We start from the raw sequence: 23944 nt of genomic DNA, 5'->3' as shown, positions 1-23944 counted from the left end.
CTTAATTCTCGTACATCAAGTCTTAAAATGTGCATGAAAACCATGACAATGGAAACGGTTTATACCAGCGCCCTTGTTTCTCGGGACGACACCCTTTGCAAACCGGATTGGGCAATGTCGGACCTTCTTGTCATGTGTAACAATTTTTTTTGTATCTTTCTAAGGCTCAATGATCTATTTGAGAATCCATGTACGGGTTTCACCATAACCACCTGCTTTACTAAATGCAATACGATGAAACCTTGTTTAGCTTTACTTCTGGGATTATTTAATTCTCTGACTGTCCTACCACAAGATATACTTATTACCGGTCTTGGTCACGGTTATGACGGCAGGAATGCAGGACTTGTTGAATTATATATAGTAAATGATATTAACTCAGATTTTTATACCATAAAGGCAACAAGACCCGATAATAGTGTTTTAGGGCAAACTACCCTGTATTCCCCATTAACGGGGGGAACGTATTATTACCTGGCTCAGGATGATTTTTATTTTCAACCGTTTTTTGATTTTGCACCTACTGACCCCTATTCTAATGTTGGTTATATTAACGGTGACGACACGGTAACCATTGAAGATATGAACGGTACCGTTATTGATATTTATGGGGCGCTTGGCGTTGATGGTTTCGGAACGGCCTGGGAATATTCAAGAGGATGGGCCTATCGCAAACCCGGTTTTGGGCCCAATGCGACCTTTACCCTATCCGAATGGACTATTATGGATGATGCCTTTATAGGCTGCAGTCCGAATTCCAGTTGTACTGACCCTTATCCGAATGGTACCTATACCTTATCCAATGACCGGAAGGATATCCCGGAATTCAGCTTGTACCCCAACCCTACAAAGAACGGGTTCGTGAACATAGTACACCGTGAAAGTACCACGCCTCAGGTGAAATTGTACACCGTCTCCGGACAACTTGTTTTAGAACAAATGGTGGAGCACCAGAGTCTCGATGTCTCCAAATTGGTTCCCGGTATGTATTTTCTGAGAATGAACCAGGACCAGAGCGTGTTATCGAAGCGCTTAATCGTCCGCTAAAAAGCCGCTTAAACCTAACCCATTGCACACGCTATGGGTAAAGCCTGGAAGGCGTTGCAGTTTACAATGAACGCTATGATACAGTCAGGCGATTGATTTAATCCGGAATCAAACTGGTTGAAAAATAACCTGTTCCAATATATTTACCTTCCTTGGAATAGGCCATCATCTTATAGGATCCCGCTTCATAAAAAGTAAAGGGGAAATACATATTTTTCCAACTGCCCGTGGTATTGTAGCTTAAGGTCTTTTGTCTGATGTAGCTGGTATAAACCTTTTTATAGACGTATACCTTTACCTGGGAGGTGTTCAGTTTTTGAGTTGAATTATCCACGTAAACCCAAATCTTTCCTCCCTTTGCCTTGTAAAACTTAAAACTGCTATAGCGTTTCGACGCCGGTGGAAGCGTATTGTTATTGTCCTTGGGTGAAATGGTGGAGAAATACACCTTCGCGTTCTTGTAATTCTGGGTATATGAGCTATAATTATATTTTGGAGTTACCGGTTTCTTACGACTGTTTACAATGGCATTGATTTGCGATACAGTTTTAATCGGCAGCTTTTCACCCGATGTGGTATTGATGGAAAATGACCGTTTAGGGGGTTTTAATCCTTTCTTTTTCAACCGTTCCTGAAGCTCAATAGTACTGGCGGCAATAAAATACATCCCGTTTATACCACCCACCAGGCCAATATTGGTCTCCACACCTTTGGCGGTGGCAATGCCGATGACTTCGTTGTTTTCATCAAATACGGGACCCCCGCTGTTCCCGCCGTGGATCTCGGCATCGGTTTTAATATAGCCGTAATCCTTGTTGAAAACATAATCAAATCCACTCATAATACCAATACTCAAGGTACTCATATCCAACATCATGAGTTCCTTGTCGCCTTGAAATTGTTGGGGAAATCCGTAAACACAGAGCTGTTCCCCCTGCTGGATGTCATCCGAGTTTCCAATGGGAATTGCCGTAAATTTTTCATCAACTGGATGACCGTCAATATCACTGACCACCTTTAATATGGCACCGTCAAAGGCACCCATACCGATGGACACGACCTCGGCAACATACAACTTATAATCGTCTTCATTGGTACCGTGATAGACCTGTATAATCGGTGTGGTGTATCCGGTGTGATAGGCTTTCACCAGGTTTTTGTCATTCACAATGTCTTTCGAATAGGTAGTGAGATTGCTTCTCGTTTTGCCGGAGTTGTCCTTGTAGTCATAGTCGATATAGCCTTTCACACACATGTCCACAACATGACGATTCGTAAAGATATAGCCGTCCTCGGTAACGAAGAATCCTGAGCCTCTGCCCAAGTATCCGCTGCCTTTTTTGATGTTTTCCTGAACCGAATCCAGCAATAGTATTTTTACGATACTCTCACTGTATTTGGAAACGATCTTCTTGGTATTCAACCCCGAGGGACCACAGGACCACAAGAAAATAAAGCTTATAAAAAGCAGTGGAAAAACAAAAGTGTGTTTTAAAATCTTCATATCCCCCAATTATATAAAGCTATCCTAACGATTGGTTTTTTCAAAAATGAACTCTTAAAGATAATTATTTATTAATGACCTCGCAATCTGAAAGATCAGAATACAGGTTGATCTCAGCACTGAAGGTGTCTTCGGTCACCAGGGCCCAATTTAAATTTGATTTGAAGTCCAAGCCCTTTTGGTCGTATTCGATTCTCAGATGATTTTCATTTAGAACGACGAAACTACCCCTCGGTCAGGTGTCAGCCTCATGTGTTCTGAGCGGTACCAGGTCCTGAAGCCCTAATTGATCAATTTCGATTCATGATGGTGCGCCTCTCGCCATACCCCGTCTTTCCATACCCAGACTGCCGACACCCGATACAAACCGGCATCGTCTGCATAATCGCCATCCAGATAAAAGGTAGCTACCCCCACATTACCGTAGAGCTGTGCGTTAAAATGTTTCATAACCACATTCGGACTGGGTAATGTCATTTTGGTTCCCATATTTTTGGCGGTGGTTGTAATCCCGGATTCATTCAGGGCCGAACCGTCATACATATACATGGAAAAGTCTTCTAAATGATCGGACCAAACGGCATCAAAATCGCCGGAATGAATGGTTTTGTAATGCTCCTGAATTCTGGCCTTCAGACTTTCAGCGGTTTGTGCGAAGGAGGATACCATACTTAAAACAAGTACGGTAAGCGTAACTAATGACTTCATAATTAATGATTTTAAAAGCAGGAGCTGCGCTCGAGATAGTGAAGCAGACTTCAATATACGCATTTTATCGCAGTTTCTGATAGGCAGGATCAGCAAAGCCTGAGCCTACTAAAATGCACCGCCTATCTCACAGAGACCCAATACAGCCTTTACATAGCCTTCAACAGGAGCTCCGCCATCTTTAGGAGTAACGGCAGCAGGAAGGCATTCAACTTCCGTATTCAGAATAAGCTCCATAATGCGATTGTGCTCCTGTCTGGAGACCCGGATGGTATTGAAGTCCCCACTACAGTTCTCCTGGTGGACAATGATGTGATAGCCATCAGCGCAGGGCCCAATGGCGTCTTCGTCTTCCTTACAATCTGTAAGGAGTACGCCTATAACCAAAAGCATGAGGTGTTTAGGTGTCATGGCAGTTTTACGAATAGGCGATGTAGATCAATTCGGTTAGAATGGCCATGTTCTTGGCAAAGTGCATGCCTTCCAGTAATTTTTTTTCCTTCCCCCGCTCCTTCCAGAATTGATGAATGGTGAAGGAGGCAATGACCAGGAACAAGGAAAGACCAACAATACCGATCATTAACAAATATCCTGAGGCCAGGGCAACCCCGCCAAAAATAAGCAGAACCCCGCTGAGCCTTACCATGAGTTTCGGGGCAATCAAACCTCTTTTAGAGGAGTATTCCTCGTAAATTTCATTATTGATCAAATGGCTGATCCCATTGAGGATGAAAAAAACACCTAATAGGACTAATAGAATGGTTTTAATCATAATATTATATGTTTTGGATACAGGAAAGCTACAAATTAAATGTCAATTAATAGCTATAACTCCAGGATGATCGAGCAAGGGTTTGACATAAGAGATTAATGAATAGGATCCAAACTGATGTCCCCGGAGATCACCTTCGACTACGCCTTCAGGTCCCTTTATGATGACCTCGATTTTAGAAATGGTCTTGCACAGATGCAAAAGCCGGCGTCAAGTCCTTTTCACCCTGACCTCTGGAAGACTGCGAATTTTAATGTTCGGATAGCGATAATCGTATTAGTGTTCGAACCTGTCTTCCGGTAATTCGTGTTGCTTTGACCCGAGAAATGGGCCGGTGTAATCTTCTGTTTATTTCAGAATTAAAATACCTGACATCCCTGTGATTTTCATTACATTTGGAGCTAATTTTTATTCAAGACTATAATGGAAAATCAATATACAGCCTGGTATCATCCTTATACGCCCGCAGCGGCCTACACTAAGCGGGTGGCCTACTTCAGCATGGAATTCGGAATAGACCAATCGTTCAATATTTATTCTGGTGGACTGGGATTTCTGGCAGGGTCTCATATGCGCTCCGGCTACGAGTTAAAGCAGAACATGATTGGCATTGGGATGCTGTGGAAATACGGATATTACGATCAGGCACGAAATGAAGACCAGACTCTGAGACCGGAATTCAATGAAAAACATTTCGATTTTCTTGAGGATACGGGTATTGAAGTTGAAATACAACTTCATGATAACCCGCATGTCAAGTTGAGGGCCTATGTCCTGAAACCTGAAATCTTTGGAACGGTTCCCATGTATTTTTTAAGTACCGATATCGATGGCAATGACCACCTGTCCAGAACGATCACCTATCATTTATACGATAGAAACCCTGTAACACGGGTGTCGCAAAGCATTGTCCTGGGTATAGGCGGTGCAAAGGTTGTGGAAGCCCTGGGCGGCGCCGATACCTATCATTTAAATGAAGGGCATGCGCTACCGGCATTTTATTATTTAAGGGACCGGGGTGTCACAAAAGATCAGATGGTGTTTACAACCCATACACCGGAGAAGGCCGGTAATGAAGAACGCGAGGCCCGGCATTTAAATCGCTGTGGTTTTTTTGGCAGATCGTATTCTAATGAAGAGTTGGAACGGGAAATGGTCAACGGAGGGAATATCAATTATACGGTGTCGGCCTTGAGAATGGCTAAAAAAGCCAATGGGGTTTCAAAATTACATGCCCGGGTGGCCAACGATATGTGGAAGGATTATTATGGTGTTTCAGAAATCATACCCATCACCAATGCGCAGAATCAGAAGTTCTGGCAGGACGAGGTTATTAAGCAGGCCTGGATGGATCGCGATGCCATGACCTATCAGAACAGAAAGAAAGCCTTGAAGGAAGCCCTGTTTCAAGAAGTTCATAAACAAACCGGCAAGACCTTTGATCCCAATGTGTTAACCATTGTTTGGGCCAGACGATTTGCGGCCTATAAAAGAGCCGATTTGCTGTTACACGATTTTGACCGCTTCAAGCGACTCATTTCCAATGCTAACCGTCCGGTTCAGATTATTTGGGCGGGAAAACCCTATCCCTTTGATTATGGGGCCATAGATTTGTTTAATCACCTGGTATTCCATGCAAAGAACGAATCCAATCTGGCTGTCCTCGTGGGCTATGAGATCGGATTGTCCAGGCTGTTAAAGTGCGGTTCGGATATTTGGTTGAACACACCGCGAATTACACGTGAAGCCTCCGGTACCAGTGGTATGACCGCAGCCATGAATGGTTCGGTGAATGTGTCGACGAACGATGGCTGGATTCCGGAATTTCAAAAGGACGAGGAAAATTGTTTTGTTCTACCGGCTCTGGATTACCGGTTACCGACCTGGGATCAGGATAAGAGCGATGCCGATAATTTATACCATATTTTAGAGAACAAGGCCATTCCAATCTATTACGATAAGCCGGACCAATGGCAGGAGATGGTGTTTAAGGCTATGGATGATGTGATTCCTGAATTTACCACACAACGCATGGCAGACGATTACTATAAAAAGCTCTTCTGAATTATAGGGTGAAGACGACCTCTGTTTGAAGTGAATATACCCTTGAAACCCCAGTGTTTATAGGGCTTAAGAAACATGCTTAGGAAATGCTGAAAATATAGGCATGTTTTTGGCATTTCCTGCGCAGGGAAATAGGAAATCATAGGCATGAAATTTCTAAAGGATACGTAGCGGAATTTTAGGCTTATGTTGTGATGTGAATATGAATTCATGGGGCGCTTTTTTAAATGATGAATTATAAATGTATTTTGTAACTTGCATCGGCTAAAATAGGATAGCATCATATGGTTACTTTAAAACAACTGGCTAAAGAGTTAAACGTGTCCATCTCAACCGTTTCCAAGGCTTTAAATAACAGCGAGGAAATAGGGGAGGAAACAATAAAACGGGTGAAGGCACTAGCCGAACGCTACAATTATTCTCCAAATAAGGTGGCACTGAGTCTGAAGCAGAATAAGACCAAGACCATTGGTGTGATCATTCCGGACATTCTCAATCATTTTTTAGCCAAAGTGCTGTTTGGAATAGAACGCGAGGCCACCCAGAGAGGCTATCATATCATGACCTGTATTTCAAACGAATCTTTAGAAAAGGAAAAGGAAGCTTTAACCTTATTGGCCAATGGCAGTGTTGATGGCTTCATTTTATGCATGGCCGAAGAAACACAGATCAAGAACGAAATTGAACATTTTAAGAAAACCATAAATAAGGGGCTGCCTATTGTAATGTTCGATAGGGTGGCACATGACGTGTTTTGCGACAAGGTGATTGTAGACGATTTCGATGCCACCTACAGAGCAACCAAGAGTTTATTGTCTGAAAACCGTAAGAAAATTGCTTTTTTCAGCAGTGTTGATGAGTTGAGTGTTGGTAAGTTGAGAAACCACGGCTATAAAAAGGCCATTCAGGAGCAGGGTGGTCAGGACCTTTTGGAGTTGAAAATGAAAAAAGGAGACGATTACCAGAAGAAGATTTTGGAATTCTTTGAAGCACATCGGGATGTGGATGGGATATTGTCTGCTGATAATGCCTCGGGAGTCATTGCCATAAATACGGCTTTACATCTCGGGTTTAAGGTGCCCGAAGACCTGTCGGTGATCGGGTTTACAAGCCAATCCATATCCATGCTCTCCATGCCAAAGCTCACCACCATCAGGCAACACGCCAAACAGATAGGGGCCAGTGCGGCGGATTTACTGATCAATCGACTGGAAAAAAAGCATGATGAGGACCTGGATTATAAGACCACTATTGTAAAAACCAGCCTGGTGAACAACCAGTCCACCCTGAAATCTGTAAGTTAAATACCCATACGTTCGTCGATTATTTGTATTTCATCGATATAATATGCATTTCATCTAATTTTTGCTATACCGAAATCACTTTAACCTAATTTAGTAGCACTTAACGGATAAAATAGTAGTCCCCTCAATTCCGTTAAACAGATTAATCCATTTTAGACCGAAAGGTCAAATTCCCTCAACACAGTTTTAAATGAAATCAGGGCCTTGTTGTGCCTTCGATTTTAAAGTTAATTATCCATTTTTTCCCTCGTTAAAGATTCCTCGTATTCGGAACCTTTATCACGATACGTTTTTAAATGTTTTAAAAAATAATAGAGAAAAATTGTATAACCTTAAAATCGATTTAATATGAAAGCCCTAAAATTAACGTTACTTGTAGCTGTATGCGCAGCAGCCCTGACATCATGTACCAAGCAGGATTTAAATGAGGATGATGTATTAGTATCTCCTGATGCCATGGAAATCTTAGATACAGGTGGTCATATACATGACTAGAATAAAGAATGACTAAAAGAATATTGGCCCATACATTTTGTATGGGTTTTTTTTGTTTTAAAATGATTTTACGAAAATTATAAATACATTTGGGAGTGAAGAAGGTAAATCGCTTTAATTGAAGTATAAAACACTCTATATCATTCTTTTTTTTGGTGTTGTTAATTTGCATGCGCAGTTGGAGCAAAATATAAGTAAGATTGATTCCATCCTTGGTCATGTTTCAAAAAGCAATTCTTCGGATTCAGTTTTCATTGCTAAAGAATATTACAAAATTGGGGAAATTTATCGCAAATCACAGTTGAGCGACACGGCCTACTATTACTATCAGACAGCTGAAAGAGTATTTCGGAAGAATAATCTGAAGTATGAATTGGCGCTGACGCTATACGGAATTGCAGTATGCCAAACAAATAATAAAGACTACACTAGCAGCGAGGTCACAACCATTGAATCTCTGACCCTGTTAAATGATTTTAATGAGAGCAATGAGATTAACCAATATAAGGCCTTTAATTATAATAATTTAGGAATTATTTTCGATCAGCTAGGTAATTTTGAGGAGTCTGAAAAGTATTATAACAGATCTCTGGAATTAAAACGGGATTTGGAGGGTGATTTTGAAAGAAGTATTGGTACGACTGAGAATAACTTGGGTTTTGTATATATAGAAGCCGGAAAATATGATTTAGCAAAGGCACAATTCAATAAGATTTTAACTAATTCAGATTTAATCGGTAAAAATCCTGATATATACGTTTCGGCTTTAGGGAATTATGCCCACACATTATATCTCAATAAGGAGTTTGATCAATTGCCTGAGCTCTATCTAAAAACCCTAGAGATTTGCGATAGTACGAATCAGGAATACCATTCCATCATTATTCACCAGCGCTTAGCAGAGTATTACGACTACAAAAAGCAAAAGGACTCGGCCCTGTATTATGCCTACAAGGCCAAGGAGATCTCTGAAAAATACAATAATGATGATCTGTTAAAGTCCCTGTATATCCTTTCCGAGATCGAGGACAGCGATAAGGCGGCTGCCTATTTAAAATCCTATATCAAATTGAATGACAGCCTGCAAAAGGCAGAGCGCGCCATCCGTGATAAATTTGCAAGGATCCGATTCGACACCCAGCGCGTGGAGCAGGAAAACCGACAGATTGCCAAGGAGCGCATGTGGCTGATGATTATTTCCATCATCGTCATCATCGCCTCCCTATTGCTTTACCTGGTGATTCGGCAACGCAACAAGAACAAGGAACTGCAGTTTATTCAGGAGCAGCAACAGGCCAACGAGGAAATTTACAATCTCATGCTTTCCCAGAATGAAAGTATTGAGGAAGCCCGAGCTCTCGAAAAACAAAGGATCTCAAAAGAATTGCACGACGGTGTTCTGGGGCGTCTGTTCGGTACGCGGTTGAGTCTGGACAGTTTGAACATGAACCCGAGTCCTGAGGCAGTTAAAACCAGAGGCCAGTACATTCAGGAGCTCAAAACCATCGAAGAGGACATCAGGAAGGTGTCTCATGAATTGAGTACTGATTTTGTCTCCGGTGCCGGTTTTATCGATATATTGAAAACACTGGTGGATACCCAATGCATCGCCTATGGGTTACACTATAGGCTGAACTACGATGAGGTGATCAACTGGGATGCCGTATCCAATAAAAAGAAGATCCATATCTACAGATTGGTACAGGAAGCCCTGCATAATATCTACAAACACGCGAAGGCCGAAAACATTAAAATTAGCTTTAAATTAAAAAATAATGTAATTTGCCTGGAGATCGAGGACGATGGTTCCGGTTTTGATGTAAACAAGGCCAAATCGGGTATCGGATTAAAGAATATGAATTCGAGGATCAGCGAAATACAGGGCCTGCTGGAAATTAACTCGGAACTAAATAAAGGCACCACAGTTAGGATTGAAGTACCCATAGACTGACACAAGGCATGACAGAGAAAATTAGAATATTGATGATCGATGACCACCCCATGATTATTGAGGGGTATCAGAACACCTTGCAGTTCACCAAAGCCGAACATCAGGAATTGCACATCGATATTGCCAACAATTGTGATGAGGCCATAAAATATATGGATACTTCGGTATCGAGAACCATACCTTACGATGTCCTTTTTGTGGATATAAGTCTGCCGCCTTCTTCGGATGGCAGTATGAACTCGGGTGAGGACCTTGCCGAATATGCCCGAAAGGTTTTACCAAGGGCCAAGATTGTGATACTGACCATGTTCAACGAGGCATTCAGAATACATAACATCATTAAAACTATAGATCCCGAAGGCTTCCTGATTAAAAGTGATCTCACCTCAAGCGAGTTGGCCAGTGCCTTTCAGGCCGTATTGTACAATCCGCCCTTTTACAGTGGTACCGTAAACAGTCATATCAGAAAAACCATAACCAGCGATATCGTTATCGACGAGAAGAACAGAAAAATACTGCATTTGTTGTCCCAGGGCATAAAGACAAAAAACTTGGCCTCGCATTTGGACATCTCCTTAAGTGCCGTGGAAAAAAGAAAGAAACAACTCAAGGAGCTCTTTTGTATCGAGGATGGTCAGGACGAAACCCTGTTATCGGAGGCCAGGAAACAGGGCTTTGTTTAAAACTTTTTTGCAGCTCGGAACTAAGGCTATACCTGTATTTTACAATTAAACCATAATGTCATTACGGTTTTCCCACAGCACAAAGTGAAAACTTATGTTTACATTTGGATTGTCAACACTACAATTTAATTAATCCCTCAAATTTTTTGTTGATAATAGCAATTTACATTGGCCCTGTGGAGGTGAGAGACCCACGGGGCCTCTTCTTGTTTATGCCTTACATCATACTCCCCGGATGTTGTAGGACCAGGCGAATAAAAAGCCCTAAATAAATGAGTGCGACAACGAATTTGATAAATGCAGAGCTTAAAAAACCGATAAAGGAACCAAAGGCGGCTTTTACAGCAATTTTAGAACTGTTATTGTTAAGAAGTTCGCCGATTAATGCACCAACAAATGGACCAATAATGATGCCTCCGGGAATGGGGGCCAACAAACCAAAAAGAAGCCCCAGGGTGGCACCGATCATCCCGTAACGACTACCCCCGAAATATTTGGTTCCTATAGCAGGAATGATATAATCCAGTAACCAAATGAGTACCGCAATGATCAAAGTAATTATTAAAAAGGGCTTGTTCATGGGTATGGCGGTAGTAAAATGGGCAAGTAATAATCCAAACCAACTGGTCAGTGGCCCGGGAAGAACGGGGAGAAAACTTCCTATAAGACCCAGGAGCATCAATAAAGAAGCTGTAATAATTAAAAGGATATCCATGTGATCATTAGGTTTAGAAATATGACGCTAAACAGGGTTAAAAGTTACTTGGTCCTTTTTTTCTTTAAAAGGGTTTAAAAACTAAAAAAATCGTATTTTTCGGGTATAGAGTAATCCATGACCAAAATCTGTATTTTTTTAGTCTGTCTTTCACTGTGTTCCTGTGAGTATTTTAATGTGAAGAAAACAACTCCGGAAGCCATTTTAAATGAGGAACTCAAAACCTTTAATTGGGATGAGGTAGATGCGTATCCCAGTTTTACCATCTGTGATTCGCTTTCGACCAAGCCCGAGCAGAAACACTGTTTTGAAGGTGTATTGAGAAAGCATATTATGAACAATCTGCAAAAGGAAATGATTGTGGTCACTCAGGATATTAACGATACCCTGATCCTGGATTTTCAGGTTTCGGAAATCGGGGAATTAATACTTCGGGACCTGCAGATGGATTCCATAACACTGCGGGAAATTCCGAATATAAAAGCGCTGCTCACCCGTAGTTTGGATTCCTTGCCTGAAATTTTTCCTGCGGTAAAACGCAGCCAAAAGGTAAAATCGGAATTTCAATTGCCTGTTATTATTCGCAATACCGAGCCCTAAAGATTAAACTTGTATCCCACAGAGAAGTGTAAGGGGAAATGCCCATTGTTTTTCACAAAAACAGAAACGATCTCATTGTAGATAACTGTGATATAACTGCTTTCTGAAACTTTGATATCACTCCCAATGCCCAGAATGAACGGCACCCTCAAGCTGTTGTTTTTAACCGTCATGTCTTCCGTGTTCATCACTGAAGTTTCCTTTGAAAAGGTATAGGTGGCAATTTGAAGGTTGCTATAGATATTAAATTTTGAACGGTTGATAAATCGGTATCTGTGTCCTATGGCTATGATGGTAGAAACATAGTCGAAGTCATTGTGTTTCAGCGTATGTTCTATACTCAGAAAACCGGATTGTCTGGGGGATTCTTTTTTTTCTAAAAGTTCAAATTCGAGACCAAAAAGTCCGGTTTTGTCGTTATTCGTGTTTTCGATCAATGGGTGGTTCGTCAGGCCGCCAAAGACACCCAATCGGGTTTGGGTTTTCACCTTGTCCGTCGTATAGGCATAGCGTCTGTGTCCTTTTCTATTGTAGGCTTTTATAAATTCTTTCAGACCGTACTTACTGAAGGCGACCAGTTCGGTGGTCATCCCCGAACCTGCGGTCAATGTTTCCAAAGTATGACGGTACTCACTGAAATGCGTCCCATCGATGTCCCTGGTATTGATAAGTTCCTGTACCTGTTCGGTGGAATCTTTAACAAAAAAGCGATAGCCTTTGTCCAGTTTCAAAAGGAGTAAATCCAAATCGCCCTCCACCTCCAAGCTTAATTCAAGAGATTCCCCGTTCACGGTATAGGTCTGCTGTGCCGAGGTATTTAAGAAATACATAAAAAGCGAAGCCAGTAAAAGAAAGCGTTTCATCATGGTTCAGGGCTGTTGAGCTGAAGTAAAAGTACTAAAAATAATCATATGAACTTAAGTTTTAAAGGTTCTTCCTTTCCAGGAATAAGACGAAAAAAGGGCCATTAGAGCGCTATAAACAGTAACAAACGGATACATTAGAAAGCTGATTAGGAACTGTTTTAAATGCCTTTGCTGATCGAAAAATAATGCCGTAACATAAAGCAGGCTGAAATCAATCGAGAGTTTCAAGATCAGAGGAAACACGACGTATTCAAAGCTGAGCAATCCGGTGACAGAAAATCCTGCCACTATTATAATTAAGGCATTCATAGACAGAACTACGGCGCCGGTAAATTTTCCGAACCAATTGTTGTAAGCTTTCGCCTTTGAAGCCCATCGTATCCGTTGTTGCAGATAATTGCGCCAGGTAGGTTCGGGAAAGGTGTTTACAATGGCCGCCTTGCATTTCATATAATGCACTGCCCCGGGATGTGTTCTAACCGCTTTTTCCAGAAGGAAAATATCATCACCACTGGCAATATGATCATTACCTTCAAACCCCTGAAGTTGATGGAACAAGCTTTTTGTATAGGCCAGATTGGCCCCATTGGACAGGAAGGGTTGTCGGATGCCAAAGGCACCAATTGCCGTAGCTTGCAGACTCAGGAAATCCAGGACTTGAAAGCTATTGAAGAAGTTGGCCTTGGTATAAAACCTGACAGGCCCCACAATGCATTGACTGTTTGTGTGTTGAATAAAAGCATCGTAACTGTTCAGCCAATACCTGGGTAACACGCAGTCGGCATCTGTGGTGATTACCCATTCGTATTTCGAAGTGGCAATTCCTGTTGTTATGGCATCTTTCTTGGGCGCAGGTGTCATGCGGTTATTCTTTATTATGGTCGTATCCAGCGGGCTAGGAGACAGCACTTCATTAAGGCGATCTACCGAGTTGTCAGTGGAGGCGTCATCAACAAATATCACCTCGAACAGATGCTTGGGATAGGCCAATTCCCGCAGAGCGGATACGATACGCGGTAAATTCCCGGCTTCATTGCGAAACGGAATGATTATGGAGAATGTCGTTTTCGGGTTCACAGCTTTGGGGCGAAACCTTCGGATTTTATGAAATCCCCAAAGGAAGGCCCCAATCAATAATAAGTAAAGCAGGGAAATGATAAAAACCGTTACTATCATGACTTATGAATTGTAAATACCGAATAAATCGTTAAGAATACAACATTAAAAGTCATAGCTACAAAAAAGAATTGTTTAGCTTTGTACGAAAGTGTATCCATTATAGGGTGCAAAATAAACGAATTGCATGTTATGGCCTCAAATTTTAAACGGTATTATGTTAAATCCTGCATGGTGTTCTTTTTTATCGTTTTGGTAGAAGGTGCCGTTGCTCAGGACACCAGTACATTTAAAGCACAGATTGCTTTGGGCGTGAATGGTCCCTCCCAAGAGGGTTTTGTTCCCGGTTTTGAGGGACAACAGCTCAATTTCCCAACGGTAAATTTGGGGTTACAATACATGTTTAAACCACGTTTAGGAGCTAAACTTGATTATGGATTCAATCGGATATCGCATCAGGATGGAACACAGGAGTTTAAGGTGAATTATTCCAGGGTCAATGCCCAATTCGTATATGATGCCTCAAGGGTGTTTGGTTTTTTAGGCGCTCGAATGGGAACCTTTGTACATGCCGGACCAGGGCTAAGCCTGATCAAACCCTTGGGTAATTATACTGAGAATGATACAAGTTACCTGAATATTATGGCGGGAATAGAGTTGCATTATGGTATCTCTGATGCCTTTTCGCTTTATCTTGACGGCTCATATATCAATGGTTTTAGTTCTGATTTTGACCCTCCTTCAGATGGGTATGGATCTTTTAATGGAAATTTATGGACCTTAACACTGGGGGTTTCCATATCGTTAAGTGGCTGTTATTATTGTGATTAATATGATTGAAGAGCGTATCATTTTAGGAATAGATCCGGGGACAACCATTATGGGCTTCGGACTTATTAAAGTGGTTGGAAAGCAACTGCATTTTATGCAATTGAATGAACTGGATTTAAAGAAATACGATGACCATTATTTAAAGCTAAAACTCATATTCGAACGGACCATGGAGCTTATAGATACCCACAAACCTGACGAAATAGCCATTGAAGCTCCCTTTTTTGGAAAGAATGTGCAGAGCATGTTAAAGTTGGGACGTGCTCAGGGGGTGGCCATGGCAGCAGGATTGAGCAGAGAAATTCCCATTACGGAATACTCGCCAAAGAAAATTAAGATGGCCATAACCGGTAATGGAAATGCGAGTAAAGAACAGGTGGCCAAAATGCTGCAGCATCTTTTGGTGTTGAAAAGCTTACCAAAAAACCTTGATGCCACAGATGGCCTGGCTGCTGCGGTGTGCCACTATTATAACCTGGGCAAAGTGAATGTCGGTAAAAGCTACTCCGGATGGGCGGCGTTTGTAAAACAGAATCCCGATAAATTAAACAGTAAACGGTAAGGCCATTTGAGGCAGTAGGAGGCTATAACAATAGACACTGCTAACTGCCAGCCCACACATGACAAGGCCATTTGATCACTACATGAGCGGTATTTACATTCATATCCCTTTTTGCAAGCAGGCGTGCCACTATTGCGATTTTCATTTTTCAACATCCTTAAAAAAGAAAAAGGAACTTTTATCGGCCATGGCGAAAGAACTGCAGCTCAGGAAAAATGAGTTTGAGAACCAAACGATAGAGACCATTTACTTTGGAGGTGGAACACCCTCCTTATTAGCTGTTGAAGAGTTGCAGATATTGACGGATGCCATTTATAAGAATTACACCGTATCAACGGACCCGGAAATAACATTGGAGGCCAATCCCGATGATCTGGTCAGTTTGCGTCATCCTGGTCAGGCATCAGGCCTAATGCAGTCGAGTACTGTGTTCAGGGATCTCAAGGGCATTGGGGTCAATCGACTGAGTATTGGGATCCAGTCTTTTTTCGACGATGATTTAAAGGCTATGAATCGCGCACATTCAGCGCATCATGCTAAAATATGTTTAGAGGAGGCACGGTCGTTTTTCGATAATGTAACCATCGATCTCATCTATGGCATGCCTGATATGGATCTGAAAAAATGGAACGCCAATCTGGATATGGCGTTCGCCTATGAGATTAACCATATATCGAGCTATGCCCTGACGGTAGAGCCCAAAACGGCTCTGGATCATTTTATTAAACAGGGCAAGTATCCGCCTTTGGATGACCATCTCGCATTAGAACATTTCAGGCATTTGATTGAGCGCTCCGAAAAGCAAGGATTCCTGCACTATGAACTTTCAAATTTTGGAAGGCCAAACTATTTTTCGAAACACAACACGAGCTACTGGCAAGGGAAACCTTACCTGGGGATAGGGCCCTCGGCACATTCCTTCAAGGAGAATCAACGCAGTTGGAATGTGTCTAACAATACCGAATACATAAAAGCCATTCAAGGAGAGACACTTCCCAGGACCGTCGAGAATTTATCACTTACAGATCGGTATAATGAGTCTGTCATGATCGGGTTACGCACCATGTGGGGGGTATCCCTTAAGAAGATAGAACGCGACTTCGGAGTGGATTATGCAGAACATTTGGAAAGGGGCTCACAAAAATTCATAGATAGCGGACTCCTCCAAATGTCCGTTCCGGGATCCGGGGTAAAGGGTTCGGATCGGATGCTTAAAACCACCCCAAAAGGTAAATTTTTAATCGATGGGATGGCCTCTGATCTGTTTGTACTGGATTAATTCTTAAGGCGCTCCAGAACAGGAATTGCCTTAATCCATGACATGACATCAAAACCGCATCAAACATCACATACCTTTTAATTAACAATTAAAATCCTTTCAGAAAAGGATTAAATTTATATATTAAAGTGCATTCAGAACAATAACTTTTAATCCCAATTTACATTTTTATGTTAGCCACAATTCAATACCATTCCAGAAAACTTAAAATAGATTTCTCCAAACCTTTGGATATATCCATACCCTTAAGGGCGTCTAAGACCAACGTTAATGCGTGGTACCTGGAAGAACCCAAGATTGAGCCGGTAAGGGAAGGTGAATGGGTTGCGGCGGTAAGTGAAGGGGCCAGCATTAACTTTAACACGATCCATTTTAATCCGCATGCGCATGGCACCCATACCGAATGTGCCGGTCATATTACAGAACGGGTATATTCCATAAATAAACACTTAAAGCAGTATTTTTTCCTGGCCGAACTCATCACTGTGGCATCAGAACGTTTAAATGGAGATGAAATCATATCCAAAAAACAGATACAGTTCGCCCTGGGAAATAAAAAAAGAGATGCCGTAGTATTACGAACTATTCCCAATACTAAGGAAAAATTAACCAGGCAGTATTCCCATACCAATTGGCCTTACTTAACCGAAGAAGCCGTGAACTACCTGGTTAAAAAAGGAATCAAACATTTACTCATTGATCAGCCGAGCATTGATAAAGAAAAGGATGAAGGCAAGCTGCTGGCTCACCACGCATTTTGGAATACGAAAGGAAAATTGCGTTTAGACGCCACCATTACGGAGTTCATTTATGTACCCAATAGTATCAAGGATGGCACCTATTTCTTAAATCTGCAAATTGCGCCTTTTGAAAATGATGCCGCGCCCAGTAAACCTGTTTTATATAAAATTGAAGACGCATGAAAGTAGCATTAAAAATCGAGGAACTGTTTATGTTCCTGCTGGGGATCGTTCTTTTCGGTCAATTGGATTTTAACTGGTGGTGGTTTTTGGCTTTACTTCTGGCACCGGATATTGGTATGTTGGGCTATCTTTTCAATCCTAAAACAGGAGCCATAACCTATAACCTCCTCCACCATAAGGGTCTGGCAATTGGATTATATGTCATAGGGATCTATTTACAAAACCAGGGACTTCAATTGGCCGGGATAATGTTATTTGCCCATGCCTCCTTAGACCGGATCTTCGGTTATGGATTAAAGTATTTCAGTGATTTTAAGCACACCCATTTAGGGAATATAGGGAAATCATTTTAACACCATGGATATCGAGCAGCTTCGACACTATTGTTTAAATAAAAAGGCCGCAACGGAAGTTTTTCCCTTTGATGACAGTACTTTGGTCTTTAAAGTTCTGGGTAAGATGTTTGTCATCGCCCCGTTGGATAAATGGGATAAAGGCGAGGCCTCCATTACTTTAAAATGTGATCCGGAATACACGATAGCCTTGCGTGAACGCTATGCAAGCATCTATCCGGGCCCTTATGTGAGTAACAGGCATTGGAATACAGTGGCTATACACAAAGGGGAATTAAAACCCCAGTTTATATTAGAATTGATAGACCACTCCTATGATATGGTCGTGAAGGGTATGACGAAAAAACAACGTGATATATTGAGCGGCTATTAAGGTTATTCGGAATTTTATTGTATATTTAATTTCTCTCCCTGGGCATGTTGATTGATAGCACATTAAAACATGCCTTATATAAGCTGGACTTTATTAAGGTCATATTCCCCTAATCGAAGAGCTGAGTTTTTAATTATAACTTTATACTAACTTTAATTTAAATCAAATTATGAAAACAACCAATCAATTTCTTACAGCATTACTAATGCTATTTTTACTGGTCATGCCAATGACCATTTCTGCTCAGGATGAAGAGCCCAAAAGACCTGAATTTTATAGTGTAACCAAGTCGTATTGGAGTAGTAATTATGAAGGTACACCTGCCGAGTGGCGTGCTACAGAGAAGGAATATAGGGACAAGGTCACCTCTAAGAACGAGTACATTATGTGGTCCATGCATTTTATGCACCTTTTTACTGAAAACAGCAACGAGGTACTTTACGTTCAAACCTATCCAAATTGGGAAGCCATAGGTAAGGCGGCTGCAAGAAATGCGGAGTTGGAAAAGGAGGCCTGGCCGGATGAAGAAGCCCGTAATGCTTTTTTGGATAAACTCAATTCGGCGTATTCCATCTATCATTCCGATGAAATTTATGCGACCTTGCCGGGTGCGAAGCCAATGGATGCTGAAATTACAGAGGATATGGTCTTGTATTGGCGTCTTAATAAAATGGCATTTCCTGAAGATGGTACCTGGGACGAGTGGACCACTCTAAATAAGAAAGTCACAGAAGATGTGATCCATAAAAATGAGTATGTCAAGGGTTATTATCCCAGTATGCATGCCTGGGGTTCGGACAGAAGAGATTTTAACCAGGTGATTTGGCTCGATTCCATGAGCGCGTTGGAGAATATGTTCGATAGATATGAGGAATTAATGAAAGAAGCCTTAACAGAAGAAGAAGGTAAGGCCTATGGTAAATACTTCAAATCCCATGGCGATTATTTATATGCCCCTTTGAAGTATTAAAACAGGTTAAGATGAAATCAAAGGACGCTTCAGGGCGTCCTTTTTCTTTTTAACGGAGCAACGATTGCAGCTGCACTTTCACAAACAAATTGCGGTCTATATGTAATCTATTAAAGGGATTGGTGATTTTTAATCTCGGAAGGCCACCCTATTTATCTTTCTTTTTAAAGAAATCAAAACCCAATGGGATCATGAAAATTAGAAACAGGTATTTACCCGTTACGATGCCATATATGGTAATAACCGCTAAAATCACCATTAACAGCATTTTTGAATTGTAACTCATCCTACAAAAGTAATTGAAGCATGCGAATATTAAAACGGGGATAAGGAGATTTAATTGCTATTTGAAACCTGTTGCTGTCCATTCCAACAGGGTGAGGCAATCAACCGATCTTACTGCGATGTATTAGCAGGAGGTGTCGGCAATGATCTTCCATTGCCCATCTATCTTTTTTAAAACAATCATAAAAATGCCATTGGCATCACCCACTTCACGATATAGAAAAAAGGCACCCATAACATAATAGGATGTATCCTCAATTTTGGAGATACTCTTAATTTTAAACACAAGCTCCCCGGTATGGGCCTTTGAGGGATAACCTTTTTGATAACGCTCCAGGGTATTTTTCCAGCCATGCGTCACGCCATTGGACCCATAGAACTTCAGGGAGTCACTTTTCCAGTAGCCCTCCATAAAGGCTTCTAAATCATAGTTATTCCAAGCCAACCTTTGCTCTTCCAATAGGTTCTTTATGGCCTGAAAATTCTGTTGTTCGGTATTTTGAGCGTTCATAGGGTAAGCGATCATGGCACAGAACAGGAAAATAGCATATTTCATAATGGATAAATTTAAAATGTAAGGTGAACTAAATATACGAATTAGGATTTCATCGATTAACAGCATGTCAAAACTGTTTTATACCTCCATTCATCGAAAATTCTGCAAAGTAATTCGTTTTTTAGGTATATTTGACTGTTAATCAATTTATTGCACCCTTAATCAAACGCGTTTAACCTAATTGTTATGTGATATGGACCTTCGAATTACCAGCTACGGAAAATTTTTAAAAATCAAAGGCGTTTTAAACAAACGCAATTTTCATCTTTTTGAAAATGAACTTCAGGCCATCTTGAATAGAGAAAACAGCATTGTGGTCAATGTTGAGGGGATTGAGTACATCGATCGCTACGGTATAAAAAGCCTGTTAGCGCTGCATAAATCCTCTGTAAACAACAAGAAGAGCATTTCCATTATAGGCAGTGGGCCAACACGATTGTATACTAAGTTTAAGTCTGAAACTGCCGCATAGACTACAAGGCACTCTTGTGCTTTTTAAAAAATGCATCCGCTTGCAGTTGCATGAGCTCCCTGGCTTTCTTTCGCTTGTAATTGTAAAGTTCCTCCTCTGTTTTTATAGCCTCAAATATACGGTCATTTATTGCATAGTCTGCTTTCAACATGACGTCTCTTTGCTTTGTATTTTGTAGTACATGTGTTTTTATAGCCGTTTCCTGATCTTCCAGTTTGTAGTCATAAGCGCCTTTTGGCGATAAGAGTTTCGCAAAAATTGGAGAGGTCTCGATGGCCAGGAACAGCAGAAATATAAAGAACGACGGTAGCCATGGCAGCTTCCCCAGGGCATTGACACGGGCCATAAGACCATCGAAATTATTAATAATAGGTTGGGTGTTCGTAATTTGGTTCTGCAGTTGTACTTCGGTTTGTGCGATTTGGTTTTCAAGCGTTGCAATTTTCGCCTTATTATCCAGTTTTAGTTGTTGTAACTCCGCCAGTGCAGCATCATGTTTGTCTCGCTTTTCCTTATAAACTGGGCCTTTGCCTAAAAGCATGGTCCCGGCCGTTCCTTCGGCTTCCGAAATATAAGTGTCATATAAGGCATTGACCTCCGCCTCCTTGGTTTCTATGTCCTTTTGTAATGCGGAGATATCGGACTTCAATGCGGCAATATTGGGACTAAATTGTTGTTCGATTTGATTTTTATTCGCCAGGGTCATTTCATTCTTTTCTGTAAGCAGCACCTGGTCAATTTCCTTTTTAAAGATTTTAAGTTCCAGAGGCTTAGAGATGACAACCGCTATAATTACCGCGAGAATAATTCGTGGTGAGGCCTGAATGAGTTCATCCATAATACGCCCCGTTTTTTTAATGGTGGACACGATATACCGGTCTAAATTAAAAATGAGTAATCCCCATATAAAACCAAAGAAAATGGCAGCATATAAATTGTCGAATACCGTATAAAGGGCATAACTGGCAGCAATAAAAGCCATAAGCGCGGTAAAGAAAACTGTCGCCCCGATACCGGCATATTTGTTTTGTTCGCCGGACGAACAGGCTTCGAGAATTTCCGGGTCACTACCCGAGCAGATAATGAAAAAACGTTTTAACATAAGATGTTTGATTTTTGATTGATTAATACCGCTTCCTTAGCTTAAAATTCATTAATAATAGCTAACAAAGCGGTTGATTATCAATTAGAACGTTAAAAATGCTGAAATGTTACAATTTTTTATCAGGTAAAAGGCGTAACCGGGATATGTTTTTAGGATTACAGTGGTTATGCGGGGCCATTTCCTTGTGTGACATTTGTCACATTCTGTTTTAAATGAATGATTTAATTTTGATGGTATAAATTAAAAATCATGACCACAACTGTAGTAATAGGAGGGAATTTTGCAGGGATGACTGCAGCCCTCGAATTGAAGCGTAAAGGAAAAAAAGAACACCGCGTAATAATGGTAGATAAGTCACCATTATTTTTATTTATTCCATCCCTGATTTGGGTACCTTTTGGAAGACGCGAAATAAAGGATATAGCCTTTAGAAAGGATACCATTCTTGAAAAGAAAGGTGTGGAATTCATGCATGCTGAAGCCTTAAAGGTCGATACAGACAATCAGATTGTATCTACAGACAAGGGCGATGTAAAATATGATCATTTGGTCGTGGCTACCGGACCAAAGGTAAAATACGATGTAGCACCAGGGGTAAAGGAATTTGCCCATTATATAGGAACCCCAAATGGGGCTATGAAAACGAGAGCCGCTCTGGAGGCCTTCAAAAAAGACCCGGGCAATATCGTTATTGGAGCGACCCAAAATGCGGGTTGTATGGGCGCAGCCTACGAGTTTTTATTCAATGTTGAAAAATGGCTGCGTGAGCAAAACATAAGAAAAAAAGTAAATCTATATTGGATTACACCTGAAACCTTCCTGGGCCATTTTGGTATTGATGGTATGACGGGGGGAGAAACAATGCTGAAATCTTTCATGAAGATGTTTAAGATTCACTACAGAACGGAAGTAGGTGTAGAAGAAGTGCAAAAAGATAAAGTTATTCTGAGCTCCGGCGAAACGATTAATAGCAAGTTTACCATGCTCATGCCTCCGTTTGTAGGTGTGGATTTTGTCTCTAAATCTGAGGGATTAAAAGCTACGGCGAATGGGTATATACCGGTAAACGATGATTACAGACATACGGAATTACCAAATGTCTGGGCCGCGGGCATAGCTGTGGATGTCAAGGTACCATTTACACCAGGTAAGGTACCTTTCTCCACACCTAAAACAGGATATCCTTCAGATGAAACCGGCAAAATCGTAGCCGAAAACATTTATAGGGTGTCTCGAGGAAAAACGAAACTAAAAAAGAAAGCGTGGGGTAAAATACCCGGTATTTGTGTAATGGATGCTGGTAAAAAAGAGGTGATTATTTTGAGTAATAATTTGTTTAAGCCACGTGCTTTTGCCATTATGATTCCCAATGTCATATTTGACTTTTCAAAGGTCTTGTTCGAGAAATATTTCCTTTGGAAAACGAAGCACGGGTACTCTCAATTGCCGTAGTGTGGTTTGATTGAAACAAGGCGCTATCGAAACAAAATAATTGCTATTTTGATTTGAACAGCGCCTTGTTTTTCTTTTGGGATCTCAGGCTTTCAATGACTACCGTAAGAAGAATTACTGTTCCTCCAAAAAATGTATTCCAGGTCGGAATTTCCCTAAGGAAAATGAATGCAATGATGATACCTAAAATAGGTTGAACACTGCTAATGATACTTGCCGTACTCACTGTAAAGTGCTTTAAGCTATTCACCAGCATGGTGTGTCCAACGGCGGTAGTAATGACGCCCAATATAATTATATACGGGTATTGCGTCTCAATATTCGAACTGTCCTGAAGCCATAAAACAGGCAATAATACGATACTGATTATCGTAATTTGATAGAACATGATGGAGGTGCTGTTGTAACGCGACACCATTTGCTTGGAAATGATATTTCGAATAGAATAGAACAGCGCCGAGAGCAACCCAAATAAGGCACCTTTTACATGAGCACTTTCCAGATTGAATTCCGGTGCCAGGATATAAATCCCGAATAAGACCATAACTCCCAGTACAATATATATAGGATCAAATTTCGTGTCTATAAACAGGGGTTCTATCAGAGCTGTCAATATAGGATATACAAACAGAGACAGCATGCCAATGGCTACATTCGAGAGTTTCAACGCATAGAAATAGGTGATCCAGTGTGTTGCTAAAAAGAGCCCGCTGATAATGAAGAGGATCAGGTCCTTTCGTGTCCTTAGGGCCAAACGGTATTTTTTATAGCGGCAAAATCCATACAGCAATACAGAAGCGATGATGGAGCGCATCCAGATGATGACCGGAACAGGCATGTCTATGAACTTACCCAGGGCCCCTGATGAACTTATAAATAAGGTCGCCAATAAAAGCAGGAGAAGCTGGTTAAAGTGATTGTCTTTCATGTATACGAGATCGGGGTACTACCCTCAATG

The 23944-nt window shown here is 41.2% G+C and carries 27 protein-coding genes; 16 read left to right on the top strand and 11 right to left on the bottom strand.

All coding sequences use genetic code 11. From position 1 onward, the window contains the following. Window positions 1–234 precede the first annotated feature (234 nt). Window positions 235–1047 carry a T9SS type A sorting domain-containing protein gene (locus MR041_RS02350; RefSeq protein WP_242091974.1) on the top strand — a complete coding sequence of 271 codons (813 nt, stop codon included), beginning with the start codon at window positions 235–237 and terminating at the stop codon, window positions 1045–1047. 97 nt (window positions 1048–1144) lie between these two features. On the opposite strand, the gene MR041_RS02345 is transcribed toward MR041_RS02350, so the two are convergent. From MR041_RS02345 to MR041_RS02330, 4 genes are all read right to left on the bottom strand, one after another. After that, window positions 1145–2551: a S1 family peptidase gene (locus tag MR041_RS02345; protein WP_242091973.1), complete on the bottom strand. Its 1407-nt coding sequence runs from the start codon at window positions 2549–2551 to the stop codon at window positions 1145–1147. Between the two features lie 282 nt (window positions 2552–2833). Next, window positions 2834–3259 (bottom strand): nuclear transport factor 2 family protein, encoded by a 426-nt coding sequence (locus MR041_RS02340; RefSeq protein ID WP_242091972.1) that lies wholly within the window; start codon window positions 3257–3259, stop codon window positions 2834–2836. A 108-nt stretch (window positions 3260–3367) separates the two neighbouring features. Next, complete coding sequence (locus MR041_RS02335) at window positions 3368–3670, bottom strand: hypothetical protein (RefSeq protein WP_242091971.1); 303 nt, start codon at window positions 3668–3670, stop codon at window positions 3368–3370. A gap of 7 nt (window positions 3671–3677) precedes the next feature. Then, the gene (locus tag MR041_RS02330; RefSeq protein ID WP_242091970.1) at window positions 3678–4031 is read right to left on the bottom strand and encodes a DoxX family protein; all 354 of its coding nucleotides are present in this window, start codon (window positions 4029–4031) and stop codon (window positions 3678–3680) included. A gap of 423 nt (window positions 4032–4454) precedes the next feature. Between MR041_RS02330 and glgP the strand changes: the two genes are divergently transcribed. The 5 genes from glgP to MR041_RS02305 all read left to right on the top strand — a co-directional run bounded on the left by glgP (window position 4455) and on the right by MR041_RS02305 (window position 10528). Next, window positions 4455–6095, top strand: a complete 1641-nt coding sequence (glgP, locus tag MR041_RS02325) for an alpha-glucan family phosphorylase (RefSeq protein ID WP_242091969.1) — start codon at window positions 4455–4457, stop codon at window positions 6093–6095. Between the two features lie 284 nt (window positions 6096–6379). Beyond that, the gene (locus tag MR041_RS02320; RefSeq protein ID WP_242091968.1) at window positions 6380–7399 is read left to right on the top strand and encodes a LacI family DNA-binding transcriptional regulator; all 1020 of its coding nucleotides are present in this window, start codon (window positions 6380–6382) and stop codon (window positions 7397–7399) included. A 348-nt stretch (window positions 7400–7747) separates the two neighbouring features. Further along, window positions 7748–7894: a hypothetical protein gene (locus MR041_RS02315; protein ID WP_242091967.1), complete on the top strand. Its 147-nt coding sequence runs from the start codon at window positions 7748–7750 to the stop codon at window positions 7892–7894. Window positions 7895–8012: 118 nt separating this feature from the next. Continuing rightward, window positions 8013–9845: a tetratricopeptide repeat-containing sensor histidine kinase gene (locus tag MR041_RS02310; RefSeq protein ID WP_242091966.1), complete on the top strand. Its 1833-nt coding sequence runs from the start codon at window positions 8013–8015 to the stop codon at window positions 9843–9845. An 8-nt stretch (window positions 9846–9853) separates the two neighbouring features. Further along, on the top strand, window positions 9854–10528 hold the full coding sequence (locus tag MR041_RS02305) for a response regulator (RefSeq protein ID WP_242091965.1): 675 nt from the start codon (window positions 9854–9856) through the stop codon (window positions 10526–10528). 217 nt (window positions 10529–10745) lie between these two features. Here MR041_RS02305 and MR041_RS02300 read toward each other — a convergent pair whose 3' ends face one another. Next, complete coding sequence (locus tag MR041_RS02300; protein WP_242091964.1) at window positions 10746–11243, bottom strand: DUF456 domain-containing protein; 498 nt, start codon at window positions 11241–11243, stop codon at window positions 10746–10748. Window positions 11244–11420: 177 nt separating this feature from the next. On the opposite strand from MR041_RS02300, the gene MR041_RS02295 reads away from it, so the two are divergent. Further along, window positions 11421–11843 carry a hypothetical protein gene (locus MR041_RS02295; protein WP_242091963.1) on the top strand — a complete coding sequence of 141 codons (423 nt, stop codon included), beginning with the start codon at window positions 11421–11423 and terminating at the stop codon, window positions 11841–11843. On the opposite strand, the gene MR041_RS02290 is transcribed toward MR041_RS02295, so the two are convergent. Both MR041_RS02290 and MR041_RS02285 read right to left on the bottom strand, forming a co-directional pair. Continuing rightward, window positions 11840–12709: a hypothetical protein gene (locus MR041_RS02290; RefSeq protein ID WP_242091962.1), complete on the bottom strand. Its 870-nt coding sequence runs from the start codon at window positions 12707–12709 to the stop codon at window positions 11840–11842. The genes MR041_RS02295 and MR041_RS02290 overlap by 4 nt on opposite strands. A gap of 51 nt (window positions 12710–12760) precedes the next feature. Further along, entirely contained in the window at window positions 12761–13885 is a 1125-nt protein-coding gene (locus MR041_RS02285) for a glycosyltransferase (protein WP_242091961.1), read from the bottom strand. A 132-nt stretch (window positions 13886–14017) separates the two neighbouring features. Between MR041_RS02285 and MR041_RS02280 the strand changes: the two genes are divergently transcribed. The 7 genes from MR041_RS02280 to MR041_RS02250 all read left to right on the top strand — a co-directional run bounded on the left by MR041_RS02280 (window position 14018) and on the right by MR041_RS02250 (window position 19116). Continuing rightward, on the top strand, window positions 14018–14656 hold the full coding sequence (locus MR041_RS02280) for a cell envelope biogenesis protein OmpA (RefSeq protein ID WP_242091960.1): 639 nt from the start codon (window positions 14018–14020) through the stop codon (window positions 14654–14656). A 1-nt stretch (window position 14657) separates the two neighbouring features. Further along, window positions 14658–15218 carry a crossover junction endodeoxyribonuclease RuvC gene (gene ruvC, locus MR041_RS02275; RefSeq protein WP_242091959.1) on the top strand — a complete coding sequence of 187 codons (561 nt, stop codon included), beginning with the start codon at window positions 14658–14660 and terminating at the stop codon, window positions 15216–15218. A gap of 82 nt (window positions 15219–15300) precedes the next feature. Continuing rightward, complete coding sequence (gene hemW, locus MR041_RS02270; protein WP_242092490.1) at window positions 15301–16497, top strand: radical SAM family heme chaperone HemW; 1197 nt, start codon at window positions 15301–15303, stop codon at window positions 16495–16497. Between the two features lie 170 nt (window positions 16498–16667). Continuing rightward, window positions 16668–17420 (top strand): cyclase family protein, encoded by a 753-nt coding sequence (locus tag MR041_RS02265; protein WP_242091958.1) that lies wholly within the window; start codon window positions 16668–16670, stop codon window positions 17418–17420. Next, window positions 17417–17773 (top strand): DUF4260 domain-containing protein, encoded by a 357-nt coding sequence (locus tag MR041_RS02260; RefSeq protein WP_242091957.1) that lies wholly within the window; start codon window positions 17417–17419, stop codon window positions 17771–17773. The genes MR041_RS02265 and MR041_RS02260 overlap by 4 nt, the downstream gene beginning before the upstream one ends. A gap of 4 nt (window positions 17774–17777) precedes the next feature. After that, window positions 17778–18146: an MmcQ/YjbR family DNA-binding protein gene (locus tag MR041_RS02255; RefSeq protein WP_242091956.1), complete on the top strand. Its 369-nt coding sequence runs from the start codon at window positions 17778–17780 to the stop codon at window positions 18144–18146. A gap of 169 nt (window positions 18147–18315) precedes the next feature. Next, on the top strand, window positions 18316–19116 hold the full coding sequence (locus MR041_RS02250; protein ID WP_242091955.1) for a hypothetical protein: 801 nt from the start codon (window positions 18316–18318) through the stop codon (window positions 19114–19116). Between the two features lie 148 nt (window positions 19117–19264). On the opposite strand, the gene MR041_RS02245 is transcribed toward MR041_RS02250, so the two are convergent. After that, window positions 19265–19402, bottom strand: a complete 138-nt coding sequence (locus tag MR041_RS02245) for a hypothetical protein (protein WP_242091954.1) — start codon at window positions 19400–19402, stop codon at window positions 19265–19267. 123 nt (window positions 19403–19525) lie between these two features. After that, window positions 19526–19957, bottom strand: coding sequence for a YybH family protein (locus MR041_RS02240; RefSeq protein WP_242091953.1), 432 nt, complete (start codon window positions 19955–19957; stop codon window positions 19526–19528). A 193-nt stretch (window positions 19958–20150) separates the two neighbouring features. Between MR041_RS02240 and MR041_RS02235 the strand changes: the two genes are divergently transcribed. Further along, on the top strand, window positions 20151–20429 hold the full coding sequence (locus MR041_RS02235; protein ID WP_242091952.1) for an STAS domain-containing protein: 279 nt from the start codon (window positions 20151–20153) through the stop codon (window positions 20427–20429). A 1-nt stretch (window position 20430) separates the two neighbouring features. Here MR041_RS02235 and MR041_RS02230 read toward each other — a convergent pair whose 3' ends face one another. Next, on the bottom strand, window positions 20431–21531 hold the full coding sequence (locus MR041_RS02230; protein WP_242091951.1) for a DUF4407 domain-containing protein: 1101 nt from the start codon (window positions 21529–21531) through the stop codon (window positions 20431–20433). 252 nt (window positions 21532–21783) lie between these two features. On the opposite strand from MR041_RS02230, the gene MR041_RS02225 reads away from it, so the two are divergent. Next, complete coding sequence (locus MR041_RS02225; protein ID WP_242091950.1) at window positions 21784–22986, top strand: NAD(P)/FAD-dependent oxidoreductase; 1203 nt, start codon at window positions 21784–21786, stop codon at window positions 22984–22986. 43 nt (window positions 22987–23029) lie between these two features. On the opposite strand, the gene MR041_RS02220 is transcribed toward MR041_RS02225, so the two are convergent. Further along, a complete protein-coding gene (locus MR041_RS02220) occupies window positions 23030–23914 on the bottom strand; it encodes a DMT family transporter (protein ID WP_242091949.1) in 885 nt (294 codons plus the stop codon). Between the last annotated feature and the right edge of the window lie 30 nt (window positions 23915–23944).

The organism is Aestuariivivens sediminicola (genome assembly GCF_022662015.1).
GTDB classification, from domain to species: Bacteria; Bacteroidota; Bacteroidia; order Flavobacteriales; family Flavobacteriaceae; genus Aestuariivivens; species Aestuariivivens sediminicola.
This window is presented reverse-complemented; position numbering and strand designations above follow the sequence as displayed.

What these genes read in the sequence shown, in the direction of transcription:
- ruvC (WP_242091959.1), top strand. Translation starts at nt 14,658, where the DNA reads ATGATTGAAGAGCGTATCATTTTAGGAATAGATCCGGGGACAACCATT.
- MR041_RS02285 (WP_242091961.1), bottom strand. Translation starts at nt 13,885, where the DNA reads ATGATAGTAACGGTTTTTATCATTTCCCTGCTTTACTTATTATTGATT.
- MR041_RS02265 (WP_242091958.1), top strand. Translation starts at nt 16,668, where the DNA reads ATGTTAGCCACAATTCAATACCATTCCAGAAAACTTAAAATAGATTTC.
- MR041_RS02220 (WP_242091949.1), bottom strand. Translation starts at nt 23,914, where the DNA reads ATGAAAGACAATCACTTTAACCAGCTTCTCCTGCTTTTATTGGCGACC.
- MR041_RS02315 (WP_242091967.1), top strand. Translation starts at nt 7,748, where the DNA reads ATGAAAGCCCTAAAATTAACGTTACTTGTAGCTGTATGCGCAGCAGCC.
- MR041_RS02230 (WP_242091951.1), bottom strand. Translation starts at nt 21,531, where the DNA reads ATGTTAAAACGTTTTTTCATTATCTGCTCGGGTAGTGACCCGGAAATT.
- MR041_RS02260 (WP_242091957.1), top strand. Translation starts at nt 17,417, where the DNA reads ATGAAAGTAGCATTAAAAATCGAGGAACTGTTTATGTTCCTGCTGGGG.
- hemW (WP_242092490.1), top strand. Translation starts at nt 15,301, where the DNA reads ATGAGCGGTATTTACATTCATATCCCTTTTTGCAAGCAGGCGTGCCAC.
- MR041_RS02250 (WP_242091955.1), top strand. Translation starts at nt 18,316, where the DNA reads ATGAAAACAACCAATCAATTTCTTACAGCATTACTAATGCTATTTTTA.
- MR041_RS02290 (WP_242091962.1), bottom strand. Translation starts at nt 12,709, where the DNA reads ATGATGAAACGCTTTCTTTTACTGGCTTCGCTTTTTATGTATTTCTTA.
- glgP (WP_242091969.1), top strand. Translation starts at nt 4,455, where the DNA reads ATGGAAAATCAATATACAGCCTGGTATCATCCTTATACGCCCGCAGCG.
- MR041_RS02335 (WP_242091971.1), bottom strand. Translation starts at nt 3,670, where the DNA reads ATGACACCTAAACACCTCATGCTTTTGGTTATAGGCGTACTCCTTACA.
- MR041_RS02245 (WP_242091954.1), bottom strand. Translation starts at nt 19,402, where the DNA reads ATGAGTTACAATTCAAAAATGCTGTTAATGGTGATTTTAGCGGTTATT.
- MR041_RS02255 (WP_242091956.1), top strand. Translation starts at nt 17,778, where the DNA reads ATGGATATCGAGCAGCTTCGACACTATTGTTTAAATAAAAAGGCCGCA.
- MR041_RS02305 (WP_242091965.1), top strand. Translation starts at nt 9,854, where the DNA reads ATGACAGAGAAAATTAGAATATTGATGATCGATGACCACCCCATGATT.
- MR041_RS02225 (WP_242091950.1), top strand. Translation starts at nt 21,784, where the DNA reads ATGACCACAACTGTAGTAATAGGAGGGAATTTTGCAGGGATGACTGCA.
- MR041_RS02240 (WP_242091953.1), bottom strand. Translation starts at nt 19,957, where the DNA reads ATGAAATATGCTATTTTCCTGTTCTGTGCCATGATCGCTTACCCTATG.
- MR041_RS02330 (WP_242091970.1), bottom strand. Translation starts at nt 4,031, where the DNA reads ATGATTAAAACCATTCTATTAGTCCTATTAGGTGTTTTTTTCATCCTC.
- MR041_RS02345 (WP_242091973.1), bottom strand. Translation starts at nt 2,551, where the DNA reads ATGAAGATTTTAAAACACACTTTTGTTTTTCCACTGCTTTTTATAAGC.
- MR041_RS02320 (WP_242091968.1), top strand. Translation starts at nt 6,380, where the DNA reads ATGGTTACTTTAAAACAACTGGCTAAAGAGTTAAACGTGTCCATCTCA.
- MR041_RS02350 (WP_242091974.1), top strand. Translation starts at nt 235, where the DNA reads ATGAAACCTTGTTTAGCTTTACTTCTGGGATTATTTAATTCTCTGACT.
- MR041_RS02340 (WP_242091972.1), bottom strand. Translation starts at nt 3,259, where the DNA reads ATGAAGTCATTAGTTACGCTTACCGTACTTGTTTTAAGTATGGTATCC.
- MR041_RS02235 (WP_242091952.1), top strand. Translation starts at nt 20,151, where the DNA reads ATGGACCTTCGAATTACCAGCTACGGAAAATTTTTAAAAATCAAAGGC.
- MR041_RS02280 (WP_242091960.1), top strand. Translation starts at nt 14,018, where the DNA reads ATGGCCTCAAATTTTAAACGGTATTATGTTAAATCCTGCATGGTGTTC.
- MR041_RS02300 (WP_242091964.1), bottom strand. Translation starts at nt 11,243, where the DNA reads ATGGATATCCTTTTAATTATTACAGCTTCTTTATTGATGCTCCTGGGT.